Annotated in this window: 22 protein-coding genes; 12 read left to right on the forward strand and 10 right to left on the reverse strand. The window is 69.7% G+C overall.

Annotated features, from left to right (window positions below; all coding sequences use genetic code 11):
- The first annotated feature begins 104 nt into the window (after window positions 1-104).
- The gene (locus AB0I23_RS28720) at window positions 105-1028 is read left to right on the forward strand and encodes a LysR family transcriptional regulator (RefSeq protein WP_359113538.1); all 924 of its coding nucleotides are present in this window, start codon (window positions 105-107) and stop codon (window positions 1026-1028) included.
- Window positions 1029-1047: 19 nt separating this feature from the next.
- Here AB0I23_RS28720 and AB0I23_RS28725 read toward each other — a convergent pair whose 3' ends face one another.
- From AB0I23_RS28725 to AB0I23_RS28745, 5 genes are read right to left on the reverse strand one after another with little or no spacing between them, the layout of a single operon-like run.
- Window positions 1048-1893, reverse strand: coding sequence for a serine hydrolase (locus tag AB0I23_RS28725; protein WP_359113540.1), 846 nt, complete (start codon window positions 1891-1893; stop codon window positions 1048-1050).
- Entirely contained in the window at window positions 1890-3518 is a 1629-nt protein-coding gene (locus AB0I23_RS28730; RefSeq protein WP_359113542.1) for an N-acyl-D-amino-acid deacylase family protein, read from the reverse strand. The genes AB0I23_RS28725 and AB0I23_RS28730 overlap by 4 nt, the downstream gene beginning before the upstream one ends.
- On the reverse strand, window positions 3518-4291 hold the full coding sequence (locus tag AB0I23_RS28735; protein ID WP_359113544.1) for an amino acid ABC transporter ATP-binding protein: 774 nt from the start codon (window positions 4289-4291) through the stop codon (window positions 3518-3520). The genes AB0I23_RS28730 and AB0I23_RS28735 overlap by 1 nt, the downstream gene beginning before the upstream one ends.
- Window positions 4288-5259, reverse strand: coding sequence for an amino acid ABC transporter permease (locus AB0I23_RS28740; protein WP_359113546.1), 972 nt, complete (start codon window positions 5257-5259; stop codon window positions 4288-4290). Before AB0I23_RS28740 ends, AB0I23_RS28735 begins: the two co-directional genes overlap by 4 nt.
- A gap of 8 nt (window positions 5260-5267) precedes the next feature.
- Complete coding sequence (locus tag AB0I23_RS28745) at window positions 5268-6152, reverse strand: ABC transporter substrate-binding protein (protein ID WP_359113548.1); 885 nt, start codon at window positions 6150-6152, stop codon at window positions 5268-5270.
- A 152-nt stretch (window positions 6153-6304) separates the two neighbouring features.
- Here AB0I23_RS28745 and AB0I23_RS28750 point away from each other — a divergent pair, with 152 nt between their 5' ends.
- On the forward strand, window positions 6305-6457 hold the full coding sequence (locus AB0I23_RS28750) for a hypothetical protein (RefSeq protein WP_359113550.1): 153 nt from the start codon (window positions 6305-6307) through the stop codon (window positions 6455-6457).
- Between the two features lie 406 nt (window positions 6458-6863).
- Here the strand turns inward: AB0I23_RS28750 and AB0I23_RS28755 are convergent, their stop codons facing one another.
- Window positions 6864-7940: a lysylphosphatidylglycerol synthase transmembrane domain-containing protein gene (locus AB0I23_RS28755; RefSeq protein ID WP_359113552.1), complete on the reverse strand. Its 1077-nt coding sequence runs from the start codon at window positions 7938-7940 to the stop codon at window positions 6864-6866.
- Between the two features lie 254 nt (window positions 7941-8194).
- On the opposite strand from AB0I23_RS28755, the gene AB0I23_RS28760 reads away from it, so the two are divergent.
- Window positions 8195-10951, forward strand: a complete 2757-nt coding sequence (locus AB0I23_RS28760; RefSeq protein ID WP_359113554.1) for a cation-translocating P-type ATPase — start codon at window positions 8195-8197, stop codon at window positions 10949-10951.
- 316 nt (window positions 10952-11267) lie between these two features.
- On the opposite strand, the gene AB0I23_RS28765 is transcribed toward AB0I23_RS28760, so the two are convergent.
- Window positions 11268-11453 (reverse strand): hypothetical protein, encoded by a 186-nt coding sequence (locus AB0I23_RS28765; protein WP_359113556.1) that lies wholly within the window; start codon window positions 11451-11453, stop codon window positions 11268-11270.
- Window positions 11454-11801: 348 nt separating this feature from the next.
- Here AB0I23_RS28765 and ftsH point away from each other — a divergent pair, with 348 nt between their 5' ends.
- The 4 genes from ftsH to AB0I23_RS28785 all read left to right on the forward strand — a co-directional run bounded on the left by ftsH (window position 11802) and on the right by AB0I23_RS28785 (window position 16123).
- Complete coding sequence (ftsH, locus tag AB0I23_RS28770; RefSeq protein WP_359113558.1) at window positions 11802-13760, forward strand: ATP-dependent zinc metalloprotease FtsH; 1959 nt, start codon at window positions 11802-11804, stop codon at window positions 13758-13760.
- A gap of 37 nt (window positions 13761-13797) precedes the next feature.
- A complete protein-coding gene (locus AB0I23_RS28775) occupies window positions 13798-14331 on the forward strand; it encodes a CBS domain-containing protein (protein ID WP_359113560.1) in 534 nt (177 codons plus the stop codon).
- A gap of 617 nt (window positions 14332-14948) precedes the next feature.
- Entirely contained in the window at window positions 14949-15368 is a 420-nt protein-coding gene (locus AB0I23_RS28780) for a CBS domain-containing protein (protein WP_359113562.1), read from the forward strand.
- Between the two features lie 329 nt (window positions 15369-15697).
- On the forward strand, window positions 15698-16123 hold the full coding sequence (locus AB0I23_RS28785; RefSeq protein ID WP_359113644.1) for a universal stress protein: 426 nt from the start codon (window positions 15698-15700) through the stop codon (window positions 16121-16123).
- Here AB0I23_RS28785 and ppk2 read toward each other — a convergent pair.
- Window positions 16106-16918, reverse strand: coding sequence for a polyphosphate kinase 2 (gene ppk2 / locus AB0I23_RS28790; protein ID WP_359113564.1), 813 nt, complete (start codon window positions 16916-16918; stop codon window positions 16106-16108). The genes AB0I23_RS28785 and ppk2 overlap by 18 nt on opposite strands.
- Before the next feature lie 606 nt (window positions 16919-17524).
- Window positions 17525-18028 carry a hydrogenase maturation protease gene (locus AB0I23_RS28795; protein ID WP_359113566.1) on the reverse strand — a complete coding sequence of 168 codons (504 nt, stop codon included), beginning with the start codon at window positions 18026-18028 and terminating at the stop codon, window positions 17525-17527.
- 177 nt (window positions 18029-18205) lie between these two features.
- Here AB0I23_RS28795 and AB0I23_RS28800 point away from each other — a divergent pair, with 177 nt between their 5' ends.
- Genes AB0I23_RS28800 through AB0I23_RS28820 form a run of 5 tightly spaced genes read left to right on the forward strand, consistent with a single transcriptional unit; the run spans window position 18206 to window position 22805 of the window.
- A complete protein-coding gene (locus AB0I23_RS28800) occupies window positions 18206-19366 on the forward strand; it encodes a 4Fe-4S dicluster domain-containing protein (RefSeq protein ID WP_359113568.1) in 1161 nt (386 codons plus the stop codon).
- On the forward strand, window positions 19363-19821 hold the full coding sequence (locus tag AB0I23_RS28805; RefSeq protein ID WP_359113570.1) for a Crp/Fnr family transcriptional regulator: 459 nt from the start codon (window positions 19363-19365) through the stop codon (window positions 19819-19821). Before AB0I23_RS28800 ends, AB0I23_RS28805 begins: the two co-directional genes overlap by 4 nt.
- Window positions 19821-20657 (forward strand): FAD/NAD(P)-binding protein, encoded by an 837-nt coding sequence (locus AB0I23_RS28810; RefSeq protein ID WP_359113572.1) that lies wholly within the window; start codon window positions 19821-19823, stop codon window positions 20655-20657. Before AB0I23_RS28805 ends, AB0I23_RS28810 begins: the two co-directional genes overlap by 1 nt.
- Window position 20658: 1 nt before the next feature.
- Window positions 20659-21441, forward strand: coding sequence for an oxidoreductase (locus AB0I23_RS28815; RefSeq protein WP_359113574.1), 783 nt, complete (start codon window positions 20659-20661; stop codon window positions 21439-21441).
- Window positions 21438-22805, forward strand: a complete 1368-nt coding sequence (locus tag AB0I23_RS28820; RefSeq protein WP_359113576.1) for a Ni/Fe hydrogenase subunit alpha — start codon at window positions 21438-21440, stop codon at window positions 22803-22805. Before AB0I23_RS28815 ends, AB0I23_RS28820 begins: the two co-directional genes overlap by 4 nt.
- A gap of 361 nt (window positions 22806-23166) precedes the next feature.
- On the opposite strand, the gene AB0I23_RS28825 is transcribed toward AB0I23_RS28820, so the two are convergent.
- The gene (locus AB0I23_RS28825) at window positions 23167-23448 is read right to left on the reverse strand and encodes a DUF1876 domain-containing protein (RefSeq protein WP_359113578.1); all 282 of its coding nucleotides are present in this window, start codon (window positions 23446-23448) and stop codon (window positions 23167-23169) included.
- Window positions 23449-23557 lie beyond the last annotated feature (109 nt).

A 23557-nucleotide genomic window follows, 5' to 3' on the forward strand; every position in this document is an offset into this window, starting at 1 on the left:
CCTACCAGCTACCTCGCCGGACTCCACCTACGCGGATCGATCATCTGGCTCCGGAGTCTCCGCCCCACATGATCCGAACCTGGAACACGCCCTAGTCTGACCCGATGCTGAACAGTGCTCGACTGCTCGTCCTGCTGGAAATAGCCCGCACGGGCACCATCGTGGCAGCGGCCCAGACGCTGCATCTGAGCCCGTCCGCTGTCTCCCATCAACTTGCCCGGCTGGAGCAGGAACTCGGGGTGGCTTTGGCGGAACGTCAGCCGCAGAGCCTGCGGCTGACGGCGGCCGGTGTGCGACTGGCCGAGCACGCACAGGCCGTCGCCGATCTGATGGCTGTCGCACAGGACGACCTGCGGGCGCACTCCGAAGGCGACGCCGGGGTCCTTCGGCTGGGCTTCTTCGCTACCTCCGGCCTGGAACTGTTGCCTCGGGCGTTGTCGGCCTTCGCGGCCGAACGACCCCAGGTCGAGCTGGAGCTGATCCTGGGGCAGCCGCACGAGCTGTTGCCCGATCTGGAGGCGGGCCGACTGGATGCGGCGGTCGTCTTCGAACATCCGCTGGACCCCTGGTGCCGACAGGCGGCCGTGGACGTGGAGATGTTCTTCGACGAGCCGCAGCTGGTGGTCCTCCCTTTGCGGCACCGCCTTGGGCGGCGCACCGCGGTCCGGCTCGCCGCTCTGGAGGGGGAGAGCTGGATCGGTACGCACGGCGGCCACACCGGCGAACCGGTCCTCGAACGCGCCTGTGCGGCCGAGGGGTTCCGGCCGCGAGTCCGCTGCCGCAGCGATCACTACCAGGTCACGATCAACCTGGCCCGCGTGGGCATGGGTATCGCACTCGTCCCGGCCCTCGGGCTGGGCGACACCACGGGCGTGCACGTCTGCCGACTGGACCACCCCCGACTGCACCGGCGGATCGGGGTCGCCACCCGGCCCTCCAACCGCAACCCGCTGCTGCGGATCTTCCTCGCGGAGCTGCGGTCGGCGGCCGGGGAGATCCGGTCGCTGCTGGATATGCAGTGGTCCTGACGGGCGGGACGTACCGCTCTCATTCGGCGGCGCGGCGTCGGGCACACACCGCGAGGGTGTGGCCGACGTCCCGGATGGCATGCACCGCGGCCCGCTCCGTGCTGGGGCCCAGCACCGGGTCCCAGTGCGCCACCACCGCGTACGCCAGCCGGCGCGCACCGACCATGACACCGGCGTCGGCGCGGACCCCGGTGTCGGTGCCGGTCTTGTTGGCCACCAGAAGCCCGTCCGGCAGGGGATTCGGGAAGCCGGGGGCGTACGGGTCGTGATCCACCAGGGCGGGAACCAGGCCGTGGTCGGTGTTGGCGCGCATCCATTGCAGGAGCCGTGCGGAGGCTGCCCGGGAGCCCATCGTGCCGCGCACCGCATGTGTCACCAGCCGTGCCAGGTCCCGTGCCGTGCCGGTGGCGAAGACGGGCGGCACATCAGGGCCCCGGATGTCACGAACCTTGTCGTGCAGTGTGAGGCGGTCGAGTCCCAGTTCCTCCGCCAGCCGGGCCGTGGACTCGCGCCCCACCAGGCGGAGCAGCGCGTTGGTGGCGGTGTTGTCGCTGACCGAAGCGGTCAGCCAGGCCAGATCCTCGACGGTCCAGCCGCGCCTGCTCATCTGGCGCAGCAGCCCGGTGCCGTCCGCCATGTCCTCGTCCAGGACCTCGACGGGCCGGTCGGCGAGCAGCTCCCCGGTGTCCAGCCGGCGTGAGACCTCGGCCAGCAGCAGCAGCTTCGAGGCGGACGCGACCGGCAGCACGGTGCGCTCGTCGACACCCGCTGTCTCGCCGTCGTCGATGTCGACGGCGGCGACGGCCAGGGTGAGCGGCAGCGCGGCTGAACGCCGTGCCGCCGCGGTCACGTGGGCCAGACTCATCGGATCCTCACCACTTCCCCCGCCCGCGTCGTGGTCGGGCAGCCGCCCCTCACCGCGACCCGCCCCGCCACCACGACGGTATCGATGCCCTCGGGCGCAAGGAGCGGTCGGTCGAAGGTGGCGGTGTCACGTACCGACGCCGGGTCGAGGACGACCAGATCAGCGAGGGCGCCGTCGCGGACCACACCGCGGCCGGTGAGCCCGAACCGCCGGGCCGGCAGACCGGTCATCTTGTGCACCGCGTCCTCCAGCGGCATCAACTGCTGGTCGCGGCCGTAGTGGCCGAGTACGCGAGCGAAACTTCCCGCCCAACGAGGGTGCGGGCGACCGGGTTTGGGGACGCCGTCCGAGCCGATCATCGACAACGGGCTGGCGAGCACCCGCCGCACGTCGTCCTCGCGCATGGAGTGGCTGATGATGGTCACCTCGCCCTGCTCGGCCAGCAGCAGGTCGCACGCGTAGTCGACCGGGTGGACACCGCGCCCGGCGGCGAGGTCGTCGATGCTGCGGCCCTCGGCCTCCGGGTGCGCCTGTGCGGCGGCCACGGTGATGAGGTCCCAGCCACCGTTGCCCACGGTGTTCTCCCACCCCTTGACGCCCTGAGCGATGTCCGTCCGGATCCGGTCGCGCGTATCGGCCCGGCGCAGCCGTTCCAGCAGGGCGCCGACGCCGCCCTCGCTCGTCCATGGTGGCAGCATGGCGTGCAGGACGGTGCTGCCCGCGGTGTACGGGTAGACGTCGCACAGCACGTCCACCCCTTCGGCTCGGGCCTGTTCCAGCCGGGGCAGGGTGCGCAGCGTGGCACCCCAGGCGTGCCGGCCCGCGGTCTTGTGGTGGGAGATCTGCAGCGGGGCACCGGAGCGCACCGCGATCTCCAGGGCTTCCTCCAGGGCGGTCTCCACCTGTGACATCTCGTCGCGGAGATGGGTGACGTAGGGCTTGTCGTGACGTGCGGCGACTCTGGCCAGCGCGACGATCTCCTCGGTGTCGGCGTAGGTGCCGGGCGGGTAGATCAGCCCGGTGGACAGGCCGGCCGCACCTTGGCCGAGCGCCCGGTCGAGCAGCGCGCACATGGTGTCCAGCTCGTCGGGCCGGGGCGGGCGTGCCTCGAAGCCCATCACCCCGGCGCGCAGCGTGCCGTGGCCGACGAGCGAGGCGATGTGGGTGCGGCGCAGGGCAGGATTCTGTCCGGCGGCGAATGCGTCGAAGTCCACTGCGGGCCGGACAGGTCCGAGCCCGAACGTCACCCTGAGATGCTCGGCGAGTGAAGGCAGCCGTTCCGGTAGCGAAGGGAACAGGCTCGTCCCGCAGTTGCCGCAGATCTCCGTGGTGACGCCCTGGAGCAGCGGTGCGAGGCGAAGGCCGTCGACCGGCTCCGCGGTGCAGTCGGTGCCGTCGGCGCCGTGGGATGCCGCGAGGGCGTCGGAGTGCGTGTGCACATCGATGAAGCCGGGCGCGATGACCTGGCCGGCCACATTCAGCGTCTCGGCCGCCGCGGCCGCGGTGCCCGGGGGAAGCACGGCGACCCGTCCGTCCACCATCGCGATGTCCGCCTCCCTGGCGGGCGCGCCGGTTCCGTCGACCAGTGTGCCGCCGCGCAGCAGCAGATCGACAGGGCGGCCCATCACAGCACGGTCGACAGGAAGGCCCGCGTGCGTTCGTGCCGCGGATCGGTGAACACAAGCTCGGGGCTCCCGGCTTCGACGACGGCCCCCTGATCCATGAACAGGACACGGTCGGCGACCTCGCGGGCGAAACCCATCTCGTGGGTGACCACGACCATCGTCATACCGCTGCGGGCCAGGTCGCGCATGACGCCCAGGACCTCGCCGACGAGCTCGGGATCGAGAGCGGAGGTGGGTTCGTCGAAGAGCATGAGGGTCGGCTCCATGGCCAATGCGCGGGCGATCGCCACGCGCTGCTGCTGTCCACCTGACAGCTGCCCCGGGTAGTGGTCCGCCCGGTCGGCAAGACCGACATGGTTCAGCAGCTCCCGGGCCTGCTTCTCGGCCTGCGCACAGGAGAGGCCCTTGACGGCGACGGGTCCCTCCATCACGTTCTGCACCGCCGTGCGGTGCGGGAACAGATGGAACCGCTGGAACACCATGCCGATGCGCTCACGCTGGCGTCGGATGTCCCGGGGGCGCCGCTCCCGCAGGACGCGCCCGGACGGGCCGTGCTGCTCGTAGCCGATCAGCTCACCGTCCATCCACACCCGCCCCGCGTCGGTCTGCTCAAGGTGGTTGAAGCAGCGCAGCAGCGTCGACTTCCCGGACCCGGAGGGGCCTATGACACACAGCACCTCACCACTGCGGACATCGAGATCGATGCCTTTCAGCACCTCGGTGTCACCGAATCGCTTACGGACCCCGCGGGCCCTGAGGATCACCTCGTTCATGCCGCCGCCCCCTTCCTGTCACGCCCGGGCACGAGATTCGCCAGGACCCTGCGCCCCAGCGGCGGGGCGGCGCCCGGGCTGTAGCGGCGTTCGACGGCATGCTGGCCGATGCTGGCGATCGTGGTGAGCACCAGGTACCAGAGGGAAGCCACCAGCAGCAGCGCCACCACCTCGAAATTGGCGAGGTAGAGGTGCTGGGAGACGGTCATCAGATCGGCGCCAGCGATGACAGAGACCAGCGAGGTCGTCTTGAGCATGGAGATGAACTGGTTGCCGAACGGCGGGATGATGACCCTCATCGCCTGCGGAAGGATGATCCGGGACAGGATCTGACGGTTCGACATGCCGATGGACGCCCCCGCCTCGCGCTGGCCGGGGTCCACGCTCTGAGTGCCTGCCCGCACGATCTCCGCCATGTAGGCGCCCTCGTTGATGGAGAGGCCGAGCAGGGCCGCCACGAAGCCGGTGATGACCTGGTTGCACTGCCAGCTGATGAGTTTCGGGCCGTCGAACGGGACACCGATGCTGATCACCGGGAACAACAGGGCCAGGTTGAACCAGAAGATGAGCTGGACCAGCAGCGGGGTGCCCCGGAAGAACCAGGTGTAGGCGCCGGCGGTGAGACGCAGAACCGGACTGTCGGAGAGCTGCATCACCGCGACGAGTACCCCGATGACGATGCCGAGAGCCATCGAGACGAGCGTGAGCTGAATGGTCACCCCGAGACCCTTGAGGATCACGCCGTCGAACTGGTATTTGGCGACGATGTCCCAGTGCAGGTTGGGATTGACGATGACGGTGCAGGCGAGCCACACCGCGAACAGTGCGGCGGCGAGGACCGCCAGCCAACGCCCGGGGCGGGGGCGCCGGGTCACCTGGGGGGAGAGGTCGTCCTCCGGTGGCGTAGCGGAGGTGGTGGCTGCCGTTGCCGCGCCGAGGGTGGCGCCGGGTATCTTCCGGTGGGTCATGTCCGCACTCACTGACCGTCGTTGACGGAGGCCTCGGGCACGGCGCTGTCGGCGACTCCCCAGGTGTCGAGGATCTTCCGGTAGCCGCCGTTGTCGATCAGTTCCTGCAGGGCCTTTCGGACGGCGTCGCGCAGTCCGCCCTGGCTCTTCGCGGCCGCGATGCCCCAGGGGGCGGTGCCGTACTGACTAGGCAGAACCTCGTACGCGCTGCTCTTCTTTGTGAACATCCTGGCGACGGGGTAGTCGACGATGGTCGCGACCGCGCGTCCGCTGTCCAGTTGCAGCAGTCCGGTCGGCGCGTCCTCGCTCTGCGAGATCCGCATCTTCTGCTTGCACTTGGTGTTCTGCTCCTCGCCGATGTGGAGGTTCGAGCTGCCCTTGGCGAGGACGACGGCCTTTCCGCACAGGTCCGTGAGGGACTTGATGCCCTGCGGGTTGCCCTTCTTCGTCATGATGACGCCGCCGGTACGGAAGTAGTCGACGAAGTCGACCGCCTGGCGCCGTTGGGCACTGTCCGTCATGGACGACATGACCAGGTCGAAGCGTCCGGACTCCAGACCGGGGATCAGCCCGTCGAAGGCGGCGTTGGTGAGTTCGAGCTTCAGCTTCAGCCGTTCGGCGATGGCCTCGGCCAGGTCGGGGTCGACGCCTGTGAGCCGGGTGGTCCCTGGCTCGTACATCTCCATCGGCGGGTATCCCACCGCGGTGGCCACCCGCAATACTCCCTTCTGCCGGTACTGCGCGGGGAGCAGCTCGGCTGCGGTCCGGCCGGCGGCGGCCTGCGAGGAACTGCCGGACGGGGCGTCGCCCTGGCCGGAGCGTCCGCACGCGGTGGCCGCGAGAGCTACCACGACCAGGGCTGCCAGACAGCGCAGAGAATGGGGACGATTCATTGCATTTCTCCCTCACGGGGTGGCGGTGCGCCGATGCTGGCAGTCGCGCCCGGGTGAATGGAAGATGATGAAGCTATTCATGCCTGACCATCGAAATCTGTACGGGTCCGAATCCCTGCGGACGAGGACCCCGAACGGGAACGGGGCATCGCATGCGACAACCACTCGGCCGACGTGCACTGCTGCTCTGCTCGGGCACCGGACGGTTCCTCCACTGGCGCGAGGAGAAACGCCTGAGGGACGAGGGCATCGACCCTTGGAGAGGCGAGTCCGATCCGTACGCGGACACCGGGTTCGACGACTGACCGACCTCGGCGGGTCCCCGTCCCGGGTTTCAGGCGTGTGACGTGCACGGTTGTGCCCAACGGAGGTCACGGTCCCAGAGCGTCCGGACGGCGAACGCACCGACTGGCGCCGCGCACTATGAGGCTTGGTCGGCAATCGGATGGCCAGCGATCTTGCCGACCGGCCGGTGCTCGTCGATGACCGGCAGCCGCCGGGGCCGGTGCTCCTCCATGCTGTGCAATACCTGCTCCGTGCCCGAAAGGAGTGACCGAGACCGTGTGATCAGCACCGCTTCGCCGGTGGTTCACCGGGTCCGTGCCCCGGTGAACCACCGGCGCCAGGCAACGGGAGGGCCGGTCGGGTGCCTGGGTAACCAGGGCGGACGAGGTTCTCGTGGAGCCCCGGGGAGAGGACCCAGCGGCGCTCTCATCCGGTGTGCCGGTCAGGTCCGGCGCGGCGGTCCGCGCGTCGCGAGCTGAAGGTCAGACCGAGCCAGCACATCCAGCCGATGGGTTGCAGCGCCCAGTAGCTCACGATCCGGTAGAGCAGCATGAGCGCGATTGCCTGGTCGGTGCGCAGCCCGTACAGCACGAGCAGCGCTGTCAGGCTGGCCTCCACCACACCGAGACCGCCCGGCGTCAGCCGCAGGCTGCCCGTCATCTGGGTGAGCGTGTACGCCACGAGGATCCCGCGCCAGGGAACGCCGATGCCCAGCCCCCACGCGCAGGCGAGGAGGCAGGCCGCGTCGCACCCCCAGTTGAGCAGCGCGAACGTGAAGGGCCGCCACCATGGGCGCAGCCCCGGTCGAACGGCATGGACGTGCCGGACGAGGGCGAGTAGGCCGTCCTCGATGTTCCGCAGCTGCTTGGAACGTACCCCGAGTCGCCGCCAGAGCCGCCAGAGCCGACGGCGTACCAGCCCGAAACGGGAGAGACCGGCCACAGCGCCCACCATCACGCTGAGGACCGCCACGAGCCCGAGCACGACGGGCCGCAGCGCGCCGAGCCCCGCGGAGCCGCTCGCCAGCGCACCGGCCACCAGCAGCGCAAAGAGTGCGGCCACCGACAGCACACCCGAGACGGCAAGCACCGCTCCCGCGAGTACCTGCCCGACCCCCCTGCGCCGCATCTGCGTGAACATCCATGCGGCCGCGAACGCCGCCCCGCCCGGCAGTGCCCCGGCGACGGCGTTGGCCGCCAGCACGATGGTCCCGACGACCCTGAGGCGCAAGCGAGCCCCGCCCGTCCGCAGCAGCCACTGCTGCAGTGCGATCAGAGCGCCGAGAGACGCTGCCTCGAACCCGGCCACCAGGATCAGCCGGGGCAGCCGGACCGCGGCGATCAGATGCGAGGCCGCAGCCAGGTCGTGCCGCCGGTACAGCGCGACGACCGCCGCGATCACCAACAGGGCGACGGAGCCGAGCCACCACAGCCGACGCGGCGCCCTGAAGGGTGCGGCAACGAAGCCCTCGCCATGCTCGACGTTCTCGTCCGCGCCGTCCATGTCGGCCACCGTACGGCGCCACACCGCCCGACGAGATGAGCCGTAAGCGAACGGTCCTGTGGGCCGCCGGCGGTCCCGTCGTGCGCGCAGCTGTCCGCCGGAGGCGCCGGGACGGACCACTCACCTGAGGAACGTGCAGTCGGAACGCGCATGGGCCTGCCTGCCCGCACCGGGGCGGGCAGGCAGGCAGGCACGGGCCCCAGCCGAGGTGTCGTTCCGCCGGCGGACTCCGAACCGGACCTAACCTCTGCTGAGTGAGGAGTCGACACGAGGCGTGGGTGCGGCCGCCGGGGCTCGATCCCGAGGAGGCGGCGGAGCTGCTCCTGCGCGATCTGCACAGTTCGCGAGCCGGTTTGACCTCCGTCGAGGCCGGGCGGCGACTGCTGCAGTACGGCCGCAACGAGCTGCGCCGACGCGGCGGCCGACGCTGGCCTCGTGAACTGGCGCGCCAGTTCACGCACCCGCTGGCCCTGCTGCTGTGGCTCGCCGCAGCCCTGCTCGCCGCCGTGGGCTCGAACGTCGTGGCTGCCGCGGTCGTCCTCATCATCTTCCTCAACGCCGCGTTCGCGTTCATCCAGGAGGTGCACGCCGAACACGCGGTCGAGGCACTGGCCGCCTACATCCCTCAACGGGCGAAGGTCCACCGCGACGGTGTCCCGCAGGAGATCGAAGCCACCGAACTGGTCCCGGGCGACATCATCGTCATCGAGGCGGGCGACCGGATCGCCGCCGACATCCGCCTCCTGAAAGGGGCCATCGAGGTCGACATGTCGGCGTTGACCGGGGAGTCGGTGACCACGCTGCGCTCGGCCTCGATCCTGGACGTGGACGTCCCCGTGCTCACAGCGCACGACCTCGTCTTCAGCGGCACCAGCTGCACCGGTGGCGAGGCCCACGGCGTGGTCTTCGCCACCGGTATGAGCACCGAGCTCGGCCGCATCGCCGCGCTCTCCGAGCGAGTCAAGCAGGAGCCCAGTCCACTCGAGCGCCAGGTGCGGCGGGTCGCCTGGCTGATTGCGATCGTCTCCCTGGCCCTGGCACTCGCCTTCATCCCCCTGGCCACACTCGGCATCGGACTGTCGCTGGTCAACTCCGTGGTATTCGCCGCCGGCCTGCTGGCCGGCATGGTCCCCGAGGGGCTCCTGCCCGTCATCACCCTCGCCCTCGCCGTGGCCGTCCGGGCGCTCGCCGCCCGCGGCGCCCTCGTCAAACGGCTCAGCGCCGTGGAAACCCTGGGCTCGACGGACGTCATCTGCACCGACAAGACGGGCACCATCACCGAGAACCGCATGCGCCCCACCCATGTGTGGACCGCCTCAGGACTCCTCGAACTGGACGACGTGTCGGCGCTCCAGCACGGCACCCCGGCCGACCCGGTTCAGGCCGCGGTCGGGCGGATCGCCGCCACCTGCAACAACGCCCGCCTCGAACCCGGCGAGGAACCCAGCGGCGATCCCACCGAGATCGCCGTCCTGCTTGCCGCCCGCAAGCTGGGTGCCGGGCTCGCAGCCACCGAGCGGGAGGCCGACCGCTGCTGGCAGTTCCACTTCGACCCCGAACTCAAGCTGATGTCGACCATCGACCGGTACCACGGTCGGCTCGTCATCCGCACCAAAGGAGCACCCGAAGCACTCCTGCCGCGCTGCACCACCTTCCTCGGCCCCCATGGGCAGCAGCTGCCGCTCACCGATCCCGACCATCAGCGCATCACCGCCCAGATCGACTCGTTCGCGGCCGACGGCCTGCGCGTACTTGCCCTGGCCGAACGGGAACTGCCCCCCGACAGCAGACCGCCGCACCGACGAGGCGACGCCGAGATCGAACTGTGCTTCGCCGGTCTGATCGCCATGCTCGACCCGCCGCGCCCGGAAGTCGCCGAAGCCGTACGCAACTGCCACACCGCCGGCATCCGCATCATCATGATCACCGGCGACCACCCGCTTACCGCCACCGCGATCGCCCAACGCGTCGGCATCACCGGCAGCAACCCCACCGTGGTCAGCAGCCAGCAGCTGGAGGAGCTCGGCGAGAGCGAACTACGCACCCTCGTCAGCCGGACGCACGACATCGTCTTCGCCCGCGCCTCTCCGGAGGCCAAGCTCCGCATCGCCGACGCACTGCGCGAGGAGGGACACGTCGTCGCCATGACCGGCGACGGGGTCAACGACGCCCCCGCGCTGCGCCGCGCCGACATCGGCGTCGCCATGGGCTGCTCCGGCACCGACGTTGCCCGCGAAGCCTCCACCATGGTTCTCACCGACGACAACTTCGCCTCGATCGCCACTGCGGTATGCGACGGCCGACGGATCTACGACAACGTCCGCAAATTCATCATCTACATCTTCGCCCACGCGACACCCGAGGTGACGCCGTTCCTCGTCTTCGCGCTCGGCGGCGGTCACATCCCACTTCCCCTGACAATCCTGCAGCTCCTCGCCTTCGACGTCGGCAGCGAGACCCTTCCCGCCCTCGCCCTCAGCCGCGAACCCGCCGAGCCCGGGCTCATGGACCGCCCGCCCCGGGCCCGATCCGAAGGCGTCATCCAGGCCTCCATACTGATCCGCGCATGGCTCTTCCTCGGCGCCCTCGTCGCGTTACTCCAGATGACAGGCTTCTTCTACGTGCTCACCAGAGCCGGCTGGACCCTCGGCGACCCAACCGGGCCAGGACAGCCCCTGCACCACGCCTACCAGCAGGCCACGACCATGACCTTCCTCGGCATGATCGCAGGACAGATCGGCACCGCCTTCGCCGTCCGCACGACCCACTCCTCGCTCCGCTCCGTAGGCGTCCTGTCCAACCGCTACCTCCTCGCCGCCATCGTCGGCGAACTCCTGCTCGCGGCCGTCTTCGTCTACGCCCCGCCGTTCCAGAAACTGCTGGGAACCGCCGCCCTCCCAGCGAGTGATCTGCTGTTCCTGCTTCCCTACCCCTTCATCATCTGGGGCGCCGACGAATTCCGCCGCTACCTGATCCGACGGCGCAACTCCCTTTCTCCCCAACAGGGATAGCCTCAACGCCGTACGCGCCGCCGGGATCGCGCTTACGTCCATGGAGGGATCGCCGCACCTATGAGTGGCGGGGCCTGTCGAGCGCGCAACGGCTTCTCGCCTGCCGTGCGGGTCGCGCTCCGGACCGGCTTGGAGTCGGCGGCAGGAGTGGTCGCGGCGGCGCGAGCGTGGCCAATTCTGCGCTCTGGTGGGGAAGCACGAGCAGTGCCAGTAGGGCGGCCGCGATCGCCGTCAGGACGATCGAGACGATCAGCAAGTTTTCCGCCCAGGCCGTGCAGACTGACGATTGCCATAGTTGTCGGGGCGGTGGGTGGGTTCACTGCCGTGCCTGGCCGGGGACGGGCATCCGGCCGCGGCGGGCCTCCCGGTGCTGGGCCAGCCGCTCTGCCAGCCGGTTCTGGAGCAGGTCGACAGCCTGGGTGACGGTCTGCCCTGCAACGTGCGCGGGGGCAGGTCGGCCGTTGGCGTCCACATCGGCCTGGGTGATCGCCGACCGCTCCACCGCCGGGTTCGCTGTGCGGGTCAGTCTTACCGGGCGAACAGAACCGGTTCCCGCGTCTGGCCGAGGACGGCCTGTACCTTGTCCCGCGCGTACCCGGCCGCGTCCGGTGGCAGCTGCCCGAGGGTCTCCACCTGGACCTCGGGGGCCTGCCGGGGTGTGGGAGGACTCCTGGTCCCGGTCGGCCGGTTCCTCCGGTCGGGACCGCGCGGTGACCAGGCCCCGACACGGTGCGTTCGCTCCTGCCGGAGAAGGCGTTGATCCTGGAAGTGGGACGCCCACCTGCGATGTCTCTTCGAATTGCGGGAACGGTCTCGTCGAGGTTCGTCCTTCCGTCAAGGGAGCCGTCCGGTGATCACATCAGTTCGTCTGTCAGGCCGGCATCTGTCACGCTCGGTCAAACCGGGGCCCCCGCGCGAGGCGCCCAAGCCGCCGGCGCCTTCGCCGGGGCCTACCTGGTCTCGCTGGCTGCTGCCCGTCGCTGCGTTGGTCTTGCTGCTCGTGGTGCTGATGCGAACTCCCTCCCCCCAGGGGGGCGCGTCGCTGTCGTACAGCGAGTTCGTCGGCAAGGTGAGCGTCGGTCAGGTCAAGACGGTCGATATCGACGACAAGGGCGCCATCAAGGGAACCCTCAAGGACGGTAAGAAATTCACCACGCGGATACCCACCGCTTTGGACAACAGTCGCCTGGAGCAGCAGTTGCAGTCCAAGAACGTGGAGATCACCGCGTCCCGGAGCAGCAGCGGCAGCCCCCTCGGGACACTGCTGGTGCTGTTCCTGCCGCTTCTGTTCATCGTCGCTCTGTTCGCGTGGACCGGCCGCCAGGCGGCAAGGACGCTGGGCGGGGGGCTCAGTGCCATCGGGCGGGCCCGCGCCAAGATCATCGAGACCGAGCGGCCGACCACCCGCTTCGAGGACGTCGCGGGCTACGGGGGCGTCAAGCAGGAGATCAGCGAGATCGTCGACTTCCTGCGCAGCCCCGAGCGCTACGCGGTAGCGGGAGCCAAGGGACCACGTGGTGTGATCATGGTGGGCCCGCCGGGCACCGGTAAGACCCTCATCGCCCGCGCGGTGGCCGGTGAGGCGGAGGTCCCGTTCCTGTCGGTGACCGGCTCGGCGTTCGTGGAGATGTTCGTCGGTGTCGGGGCCTCCCGGGTGCGCGACCTGTTCGCCGAGGCGCGCAAACGGGCCCCCTCGATCATCTTCATCGACGAGATCGACGCCGTCGGCAGCCGTCGCGGCGGGGCTGCCCGGCTGGGCGGCAACGACGAACGCGAGCAGACCCTCAACCAGCTCCTCGCCGAGATGGACGGCTTCGACCAGGCCAGTGGCATCGTCGTCCTGGCCGCGACCAACCGGCCCGAGGCCCTCGACCCGGCGCTGCTGCGCCCGGGCCGCTTCGACCGGCACGTGACCGTGCCACTGCCCAACCAGGCCGAACGGGCGGCCATCCTGGCCGTCCACGCCCGCGGCAAGACCCTGGCGCCGGATGTCGAATGGGACACCGTCGCCCGGGCCACGCCCGGCTTCTCCGGCGCTGACCTCGCCAATCTGGTCAATGAGGCTGCCATCAACGCGGTCCGGGCAGGGGGTGCAGTCATCGATGCCCAGGGTCTCGGCGACGCCCGCGACCGGCTGCTGCTGGGGCGGCGGGAGTCCACCAACGCCCTGCTGCCCGAGGAACGGCACTCCGTGGCCGTCCACGAATCCGGACACGCGCTCATGGCGGCCCTGTGCGAGCACGCCGACCCGGTCGCCAAGGTCACCATTCTGCCCGCCGGGCCTTCGCTGGGTGCCACTGAGCAGCTCCCGGAGGCCGAACGGCACCTGTACAGCGAGGGCTATCTGACCGACCTGCTGACCGTCCGGCTCGGCGGCCGAGCGGCCGAGCTGGTCGTCTTCGGCGAGGGCTCGACCGGTGCCGCCGACGACCTGGCCGGCGCCACCCAGCTCGCCGCCCGCATGGTCCGCGAGTTCGGCCTGTCCCCGGCCCTCGGCCCCATCGGATACGGCTCCGGAGCTTCCCGCTACCTTGGCGGCGAGAGCACCGAAGAGACACTGCACCGGCCCTATTCCGAGCAGACCCAACGCATCGTCGACGAGGAGACCGCCCGCCTGCTGCGGGAGGCCGAGGAACGCGCGGTGGTTCTGCTGCGCGACCACCGGGAGGCGCTGGACACCCTTGCCGGACTGCTCACCACCCGCGAGACCGTCGACGGATCCGTGGTCCTCGACGTACTCCAACAGCAGCAACGGCGGTCGGACGACCACCACACCGCGGCGAATGGGAAGCCGACGCCCTCCCCGTGACGCCGCGGCGACGCTCGCAAAACAGAAGGAGGCGACCATGGAGGAGCAGCAGCCGGGGGCGGTCCACGGTGAGCAGGAGGTCTTGGCGCGGACGGTCGCTGTCGTGATGCGCACCGCTGTGGTCACGATCGATGTCGACGAAACCGTGCTCGTGGCCTGGGAGTTGCTGGAGCGTTCCGGCTCCCGTCACCTTCCGGTCGTGCATCCGGATGGTCGCTGTGCCGGCCTGCTGGACAGGGCCGACGTGGCGGTCGTCTGTGCGGCACCGGCCGCCTCGCTGTCCGGCCTGCGCGTGGGCGACATCCTGCCCGCCCGCAGGTCGGCGCTCGTACATGTCGAGCAGACCGTACGCCACGCAGCCGACCTCATGAGCTGTACCGAAGCCGACGCCCTGCCGGTGCTGGAGGAAAACGGGCGTCTCGCCGGGGTGCTGACCGCAGCCGACATCGTCGCGGCCCTCGCCGGTCGTCCGGTGCAGAAGGAACCCGCCGACACGCGGCCGCGGGCCCCGTCCACGGTGTTGCCTGGGCTCCCGCCTCGGCGGGGCTACCGTGGAGTGGCGGTTCCCTGAGCGCCCACCACTGAGCTGAGGCGCGCTTCCGAGGTGACACCTGGTAAGGCTGTCCTGGTGCCACCTGACGTCGGCGTCAGGTCCGTCCGGGCCCGAGCACGCAGGCGAGGTCCCGCGCTTTCTCATTCGCCCGCCTGCGGTCTCAGGTGTTCAGTTCCCCGTCGATGGCTGGCGGTGCGTGCGCCTTGCGCGGCATGCCCTGGCGCTGGGCTCGACGCCACCCGCGCTGCTGCGGACGCGGGCTGCGGTGATGTCGTCGTCAGGACTCCGGGCAGGGCCGACCGCTGCTGACCGGGGTCGAAGCGGGCATCATGCCATTGGTCTCGCTCCTCGGGCCGTTCGGGCCCTCTGGTGTCCACACGGTGGCTGTTCGGTCCCTCGCCGGTCACCCCAGGGCCGGCGGCGGGTCCGGTCAGCCGCATCCGGCCGGGCCGTACAGCGGCAGCCGTGACCTGGCCAAAGACCTTCTCGCAGCGAGGGCCCAAGTGGTGGATCCTCTTCGCCGGCATGCGTACGGGATACGAAGAATCCACACTGGCTTCAAGGAGGACCGATGCTGGGCGTGCCCGAACTATGGGCTCTGCCCGCGTAGATCCTGAGGCTCGAAGGAGACGGCCATGACCATTGCACGGGAGATCATGCACGCCGGTGCAAACTGCATCCAGGAGAACGAGACGCTGGAGGACGCGGCGCGCCGGATGAGTGAGCTGGGCGTCGGAGCCCTCCCGGTCTGCGGGCCGGACGACAGGCTCCACGGGATCATCACTGACCGCGACATCGTGGTGAAGTGTCTCGCCAAGGGCAAGGACCCGAAGAGCATGACCGCGGGCATGCTCGAGCAGGGAAAGCCGATCAGCATTGACGCCGGGGCCGACACGGATGACGTTCTGCGGACCATGGAGGAGCACAAGATCCGGCGGCTGCCGGTCATCGAGAAACACCGCCTGGTCGGCATGATCAGCGAGGCGGACCTCGCACGTCACCTGCCGGAGGAGCAGGTGGGCCACTTCGTCGAGGTCATTTGCGCCACGAAGTGACCACCGGTGGCGACGCCCCGGTCCTGCCCGAAGAGACGGCTCTCGGGTACGTCCCAGTGGTGAGTGTTCGGTCCCGGCACCGCAGCCGCCGTGGCACCTCACCCCGTACGGGGCCATGAGCAGCGGCCCCCAGTGGGGTATCGCACAGGCGCTTCCCCGGCGCGAGGCCGTGGCGGGCTCACCGGACTTCTGCTCGGCTCGGTCAGCCTGGCTGTGGCCGCGCGGGCCCTTGTCCCGTCATCGTCGTGCGCGGTGACAGGGCCGGAATCGCAGGCGCGTACGGGCGAATCCTCGTGGGTGTCGAGGAAGCGGAGAGGGGAGGGGCAGCGGTGCGGTTCGCCTTCTGTGGGGCCGGGGCAAGGGGCTGCGACCTGGATGCCGTACATGCCTGGCGCTGTCCCCCGCACGATCGCGCCGATCATCGGCGGACTGCCGGTGAGCCGCATCTCTTCTGTAAGGAACGTGCGGCGACCCTGATCGACGAAGCGGTGGCTGAGTCCGTACGCAATCACCCGACGGTCCGGCTGCACTCGGCTGCGGTCGAGGGGACGGCCACAAAAGTGCTGGTCCAGCGCTCGACCGCTGTGGACCTGACCGTTGTCGGAGTGCATCGCCGCCGCGGCCACCTCGGACTCCAACTGGGCCGAGGTGCCCATACACCCATACCCTGCTCCACCACGCCGATTGTCCGGTGGCCGTCGTACCTCTGGCGGCCTTGTCGTGTGAGACCCCTCGCCTCACTTCCTGAGTTGTGACGCGTGGTCGGGGACGTACGTCTGAAGGTTTCTCGGTGGCCGTTGGTACCCGGTGGCCGGAGGCCGCCGAGGCAGTTCGATCATCGGCGGAACGACTGCCTCGTACGGCACGGTCGACAGCAGATGGGCGATCATGTTCAGCCGGGCCCGGCGTTTGTCGTCACTCTCGACGACGTACCACGGAGCCTCCACGATGTCGGTATGGACGAACATCTCGTCCTTCGCCCGCGAATAGGCCTCCCAGCGGGTGATCGATTCCAGGTCCAGCGGCGAGAGTTTCCACCGGCGGGTGGGATCCTGCAGCCGCCGCCGGAAACGCTGCTCCTGCACGGCGTCACTCACCGAGAACCAGTACTTGCGCAAGAGGATGCCGTCCTCGACCAGTATCCGCTCGAAGATCGGGCACTGGCGAAGGAACCGCTGGTGTTCCTCCATGGTGCAAAAACCCATGACGCGCTCGACGCCCGCGCGGTTGTACCAGCTCCGGTCGAGCAGGACCACTTCCCCTGCGGCTGGAAGATGCTCGACGTAGCGCTGGAAGTACCACTGGCTGCGCTCGCGTTCAGTGGGCCGCGGCAGCGCGACGATGCGTGCTACCCGGGGATTGAGGAGCTCGGTGACGCGCTTGATCGTGCTGCCCTTGCCCGCCGCGTCACGCCCCTCGAACACCACGACGAGCCGTGCGCCTTCGGCCCGAACCCACTCCTGGAGCTTCACGAGCTCGGTCTGGAGCCGATACAGCTCCCGCGCATACAGCGAGCGCGGCAGCTGTACCGAGCTTTTCTCGTCCGACATGGGATGACGTTACGGACGAGACCATGCGCGAAGTCAAGTGTCAGCGCCGAACGGGCTTCGCTGCGCGGACAGGTCCGCGTGGGACTCGGGCAGAGAACGGACGGCGGGTGTCATCGTGGCCGCAGGACCGGTGGGTGTGATGCGTCCGCCCGCTGAGGGGTTCACAACTGCTGGGCAGACGCATCGTTGTGGCGAACATGGACACGATGGGGTGAACGGTGTGACGAGCTGCGGGTATGCCTGGCGGGGTGTGCGTAGTGTTCTCGGTGCGGTCCGGGACGCCGGGTGTGGTGTCAGCAGTGGGGCCCCGTGTCACGGGAGAGATGGTTCGGGGCCTCCCCCTTGCCTCTGGCCACACCCATATGGCCGGGTCGTAGGAAATTCCGCCCGCCCGGGACGGACCGCATACGTCGAAAGCGGAGGGCCAGTGCGCCCAAGACCGTTCGGGGCGTACCGGTGAGACAGGACTCACTCCTGACCACCGCCCAGGAACGGTGTGGGAGCGTGGCAGGCGCTGCGCCGGGTGAACCGGCGCGCGGACGTGCTCCGGCGTAGGACATGGCGGCGCGAAAGGGAACGTACACGTCGCACGCGGCCAGTTCGCGCCTATCGGCTGCCGGCAGAACCCACGTGCAGCGCGATCTCTTCCGCGATCCGCTCGGTGAGCGGCTCCACGATGGCTGCGACGGGTGCTGACAGGCCGGTGCCCAGGCTGCTGTTGGCTCCCTCGATGGCGTAGACGACCAGTTGTCCGGGCAGGCGGTCCAGTACGCGGGCGAGTTCGACGGCGTCGCCGAGCCCGAGCCCGTGGGAACTCGTCGCACTGCCTGTCGGCGACAGCCGCCCACCATCCAGTCTCAGGCGATGCAGCCGACCGGGATGGGCGGGGTGTGCGTGTGCGGCGTCCACCACGATGGCGAGGTCGGCGTCTTCCCACAGGGTGATCAGACGGGCGGGGTCGCCGTCGCACACAAGAAGGGCGGTTCCACTCGGCAGTGGCCGTTCCTCGGCTCGTTCTGCCAGCTGGGCCACGACGGCCCAGCCCACCCCGTCGTCGTGGCGGAACTCGTTCCCGACGCCGATGACGGCGATCCGCGTAGTGAGGTTCACGCGCTTGCCCCTTCCCGCCGGACAGGCTCGCCAGTTGTGCCGGGTCCGCGCAGGGTCCGTATGGGGTGACGGACACAGCCACCTGGACCACGCACGGGCCGGTCGGCCCATGCCGGGCAGCAGGTCCGTGCGCATACTGGCCGGGAAGGCATCATCGGCGGCGTCGGAAGGTTGGCGATGGCGGACGACGGCGGCACGGCCGCGGTGATCGGCAAGGACGGCCTGGACGCGCTGATCACGGTCCTGGCCGGGCGTGGCCGTACGGTCGTGGGACCGACCGTACGCGACGGGGCGATCGTCCTGTCCGAGATCTCCGGCGGTGCGGAACTCCCCTACGGCTGGGGAGTCGAGTTGGAGGCAGGCGTCTACCGGCTGCGTGCCCGCGAGGACGGCGCCGTGTTCGCGCACAGCGCGGGCCCTCAGTCCTGGAAGACGTTCCTGCACCCGCCGCGGGAGCGGCAGTGGACCGCCGATCGCGGTGCCGACGGCGAGCTGCTGGTGACCGAGGACCGGACATCACCGCCGTCGTACGCGTTCCTCGGTGTGCGCCCCTGCGACCTGCGGGCCATCGCTATCCAGGACCGGGTGCTGACCGGCGGGACGTACAACGACCCGGCGTACCGTGGGCGTCGTGAGCGGGCCTTCCTGGTGGCGGCGGAGTGTACCGAGCCGGGTGCCACCTGCTTCTGCGTGTCCATGGGCACGGGGCCGGCCGTGGGGCCCGGCTACGATCTGGCGCTGACCGAGGTGCTGGATTCCGACGGCCACCGCTTCCTGGTGCGGAGCGGGAGCGAGGAGGGAGAGTCGGTCCTGGCCGAGCTGCCCCGCCGTCCCGCCGACGCCGCGACTCGGACCGCGGCGAGTGAGCGTGTCGCCGACGCGGCGGATCGCATGGGCCGCAGCATGCCGCTGGTGGACCTGCAGGTGCTGATGCGCGAGACCCTCACGGCCGAGCGCTGGGACGACGTCGCGGCCCGCTGCCTGACCTGCGGAAACTGCACCATGGTCTGCCCGACCTGTTTCTGCACCACCACCGAGGACGTCACGGATCTCACCGGTGACCACGCCGAGCGGTGGCGGCGCTGGGAGTCCTGCTTCGACCTGGATTTCTCCCACCTGCAGGCAGGTCCGGTCCGCAGCACCTCGCGTAGTCGCTACCGGCAGTGGGCCACCCACAAGCTCGGCACCTGGTACGACCAGTTCGACAGCTCCGGGTGTGTCGGCTGCGGGCGCTGCATCGTGTGGTGCCCGGTCGGTATCGACATCACCGAGGAGGCCCATGCGCTGAACCGGGAACGGGAGGCCGCTGGGCAGGAGCCGGGGGAGGGCCCGCAATGACCGTTGTTCGCCACGGGTTTCTCGGGGCCCTGTCGCCCGGCCACCGCGAGCGGCTGTTCACGTTCGCCCACGATGTCTCCTTCCCCGATGGCACCCGCATCTTCGAGGAGGACGGTGTCGCCGACCGGTTCTGGATCATCCGTTCCGGGCTCGTTGCGCTCGACATCCACGTCCCGGGCCGGCGCGAGGCAGTCGTGGAGACCCTTGGTGAAGGCGATCTGGTGGGCTGGTCCTGGTTGTTCGAGCCGTATCGCTGGCACCTCGGCGCGCAGGCTCGCAGCACCGTGTCGGCGTCAGAGTTCGACGCGGAGCGGGTCCGAGCCGCGTGTGAGAAGGATCCGTCGTTCGGCTTGGCGTTGACCAACTGCGTTGCGCAGGTGATCGCACGGCGGCTGAGGTCCACCCGAATCCGCCTGCTCGACCTGTACGGGCCCCCCGACGCCGGTGAGTCGTGATGACGGCTGCCGCACCATTGACTGCTACGCCGGGAACTGTCCCTGTTCCGTACCGGGTGGTGGAACGCGAGGGCGAGACGTCCGACACCGCAACGATCGTCCTGGAACCGGTCCGCTCGGCCCTGCAGCCCTTCGCTCCTGGGCAGTTTGCGATGGTGTACGCCTTCGGCGTCGGCGACATCCCGTTGTCGGTCTCCGGGATCGACGGGCACCGGCTGACGCACACCGTCCGCACGGTCGGAGCGGTATCCGGCGCGCTGCACGGGCTGCGGCGTGGTGACACGGTCGGAGTTCGCGGTCCGTTCGGCACCGGCTGGGAACTCCCCGCCGCAGTGGGGAACGACCTGCTCGTCGTGGCCGGCGGTATCGGTCTGGCGCCGCTGCGCCCGCTCGTACGCGACGTGCTCGACGCCCCCGAGCGTTACGGACGGCTGAACGTTCTCATCGGAGCGCGCACGCCCCACGAGCTGCTCTACGCCGAGGACGTTCGCGGCTGGCAGTCGGCTGCCCGGATCTTGACCACCGTGGACCGCGCGGACCCGCTGTGGCAGGGCGAGGTCGGCGTCGTCACGACCCTGCTCGACCGGGCCGCCTTCGGCCCCGGGGCGTCGGCGGCGTTCATCTGCGGCCCCGAGCCGATGATTCGCGCCACCGCCGGCGAACTGGTGCACCGCGGTGTCGATCCGGAACGGATCCGGGTCTCGCTGGAACGCAATATGCACTGTGCCACCGGCCACTGCGGACATTGCCAGCTCGGTCCCCTCCTGCTCTGCCGCGACGGCCCCGTCGTCAGCTGGACAAGGGCCCAACCCCTTCTCATGGTCAGGGAGTTGTGACATGACCGCGAGCGATCGACCCAAACTCGCAGTCTGGAAGTTCGCCTCCTGCGACGGATGCCAGCTCACTTTGCTGGACTGCGAGGACGAACTCCTCGGCATCGCCGAGAAGGTGGAGATCTCCCACTTCCTGGAGGCTTCCAGCGCCGACGCGCCGGGCCCGTACGACCTGTCACTGGTCGAGGGATCGGTCACCACCCGGGAGGACGCCGACAGGATCCAGCACATCCGGGCCGCCTCCAAGCGGTTGGTGACCATCGGGGCGTGTGCGACCGCAGGCGGCGTCCAGGCGCTGCGCAACTACGCGGACGTCGCCGACTTCCAGGCCGTCGTCTACGCCGGACCGGACTACATCGAGACGCTCGCCACCTCCACACCCATCAGCGCCCATGTTCCCGTGGACTTCGAGCTGCGCGGCTGCCCCATCGACCGCGGCCAACTGGTGGAGGTCATCACCGCCTACCTGGCCGGCCGTAAACCGGACGTCCCCGCGCACAGTGTCTGCTTCGAGTGCAAGCAGCGCGGCACGGTCTGCGTGACGGTAGCCCGCGGCACGCCCTGCCTGGGCCCGGTCACCCACGCCGGATGCGGGGCGCTCTGCCCGGCGTACGGACGAGGCTGCTACGGCTGCTTCGGCCCGTCGAACTCGACCAACTTCCCCTCGTTCATCCCCCTTCTGCGCCGTGACGGCATGGACACCCTCGACGTGGTGCGGGTGCTGCGCACCTTCAATACCGCCGCTCCCGAGTTCGACGCGGCCTCCCGGAAGGAACTGGAAGGGTGACCCACCGTGGCTCAAGGGTGTTGCACGTCGGATCGCTCGCCCGCGTCGAGGGTGAGGGCGCGCTGTACTTGCGCATGGACGGCGCCGAGGTCGCCGAGGCCCGACTGGCGATCTACGAACCGCCACGCTTCTTCGAGGCATTCCTGCGCGGACGTTCCTACACCGAGCCGCCCGACATCACCTCCCGGGTGTGCGGGATCTGCCCGGTCGCGTACCAGCTGAGCGCCTGCCGAGCGATCGAGGACGCCTGCGGCGTCGTCGTGGAAGGACAGCTGGCCGCGTTACGCAGACTGCTCTACTGCGGTGAGTGGATCGAGAGCCAGACGCTGCACATCCACCTCCTCCACGCGCCCGACTTCCTCGGCTGCGACAGTGTCATCGACATGGCTCGCACCCGACGTGCCGACGTCGAACGCGGGCTTCGGCTCAAGCAGGCCGGCAACGCGATCCTGGAACTGCTGGGCGGCCGGGCGATTCACCCGGTCAATGTGCGACTCGGTGGCTTCCACCGCGTCCCGACCGCGAACGAACTGCGCCCGCTGACCGAGCGGTTGCGCCGGGCCCGCGACGACGCGGCCGAGACCGTACGCTGGGTGGCCGGCTTCGAGTTCCCCGACGCCGGCTGTGACAACGACCTGTTCGCCCTGTCCGAGCCCGGCACCTACGCCATCGAGTCCGGCACCCCGACCGTCATGGCCGCGCCGCACACCGCCGGCCTTCGCCCCGAATCCGACCGCGCGCTGCCCACCCGTACCTTTGGGGTCCACGATTTCGGCGCCCACGTCGCCGAGAGCCAGGTACCCCACTCCACCGCCCTCCACTCCCGGCTGGACGACCGCCGCCATCTCACCGGCTCACTCGCCCGGTACGCCATCAGCGGTCGCCGACTGTCCCCGATCGCCCTCCAGGCCGCCCACGACGCCGGACTCGGCGACCCCCGGCAGGGCACCGTCTGTCGAAACCCCTTCCGCAGCATCATCGTCCGAGCGGTCGAAGTGCTCTACGCGGTCGACGAGGCACTGCGGATCATCGGCGCCTACGAACCCCCGCCGCACCCCTACGTCGACGTGCCCTCACGAGCAGGTACCGGGCACGGGGCGACTGAGGCGCCACGCGGTCTCTTGTACCACCGCTACACCCTCGACTCCGAAGGGACCGTCACCGACGCCGGCCTTGTCCCGCCGACAGCGCAGAACCTTGGCGCGGTCGAGGAGGACCTCCGCCGTATCGTGCAGGAACGCCTGGGAGACGGCGACCCCACCGACGCGGAGCTGACCACCCTGTGCGAACGGGCGATCCGCAATCACGACCCGTGCATCTCATGCTCGGCCCACTTCCTCGACCTCACCGTCGATCGAACCTGAAAGCCGAAAGAGGGGTGTGCGCATCGCGTGCCGGCTCACCGGTCCGACGTCGGCCGCCGCGCCGACGCAGCTCGGTGCGCCCCTACGCAACGGCCGTGCCTGCACCTCGTTGGAAGTCAGTCGCGCCCGCGAACTGCGCAGCCGGCAGGAGAGTGCGGCACGGCACGCATCGCGGCCGCGTACAGGCGCATCCCGAGCGTGTCGGACATCGGGCGGAAATCCCACGGCCGACTGTTGTGCAGTGGCGGTGCCACAACTCCGGCCGAACCCCGCAGAAGCGGCTCTTCCAGGGGCAGGGACGGCTCGGCCACGGCCGGTCCCTTCCTGCCCACCAGCCGGGGCGGCCGCTCTCGACGCCCGTTCAACCGGGCGCGGCCAGGTCACCCGACACGGAGTCGGTTTCTCCGGCGCGGAGCAGTTGGTTGCCGAGGTCGATCAGGGCCCGGCCGACGGCGTACTCGTCGCCGATCTCGGGAACGGGTGTGTCGTGAGGGTTGCGCTGGGCGGAGGCGCGACTCCGAAGGGTGGTGTCACCGGTGTCGAGGACGGCGTGAACCTTGGTGAGGTCACCTTCCTCGAAGAGGTCCAGACGCACGCTCCACTGCTTGCTGCGTGGCTTCTCGGTGCTGGTGTGCCGGGTCATGGCCAGGATTTCCTTCCGTTGAACGGTCCAGGCCGCCGGGGACGCGGCCGCCGTCGGCGCACCGGGTTTCCACGCCGTCGAAGCACGACCGACTCCCGGATGCGGCACG

It is taken from the genome of Streptomyces atratus, from assembly GCF_040655115.1.
Classification (GTDB): Bacteria; Actinomycetota; Actinomycetes; order Streptomycetales; family Streptomycetaceae; genus Streptomyces; species Streptomyces atratus_D.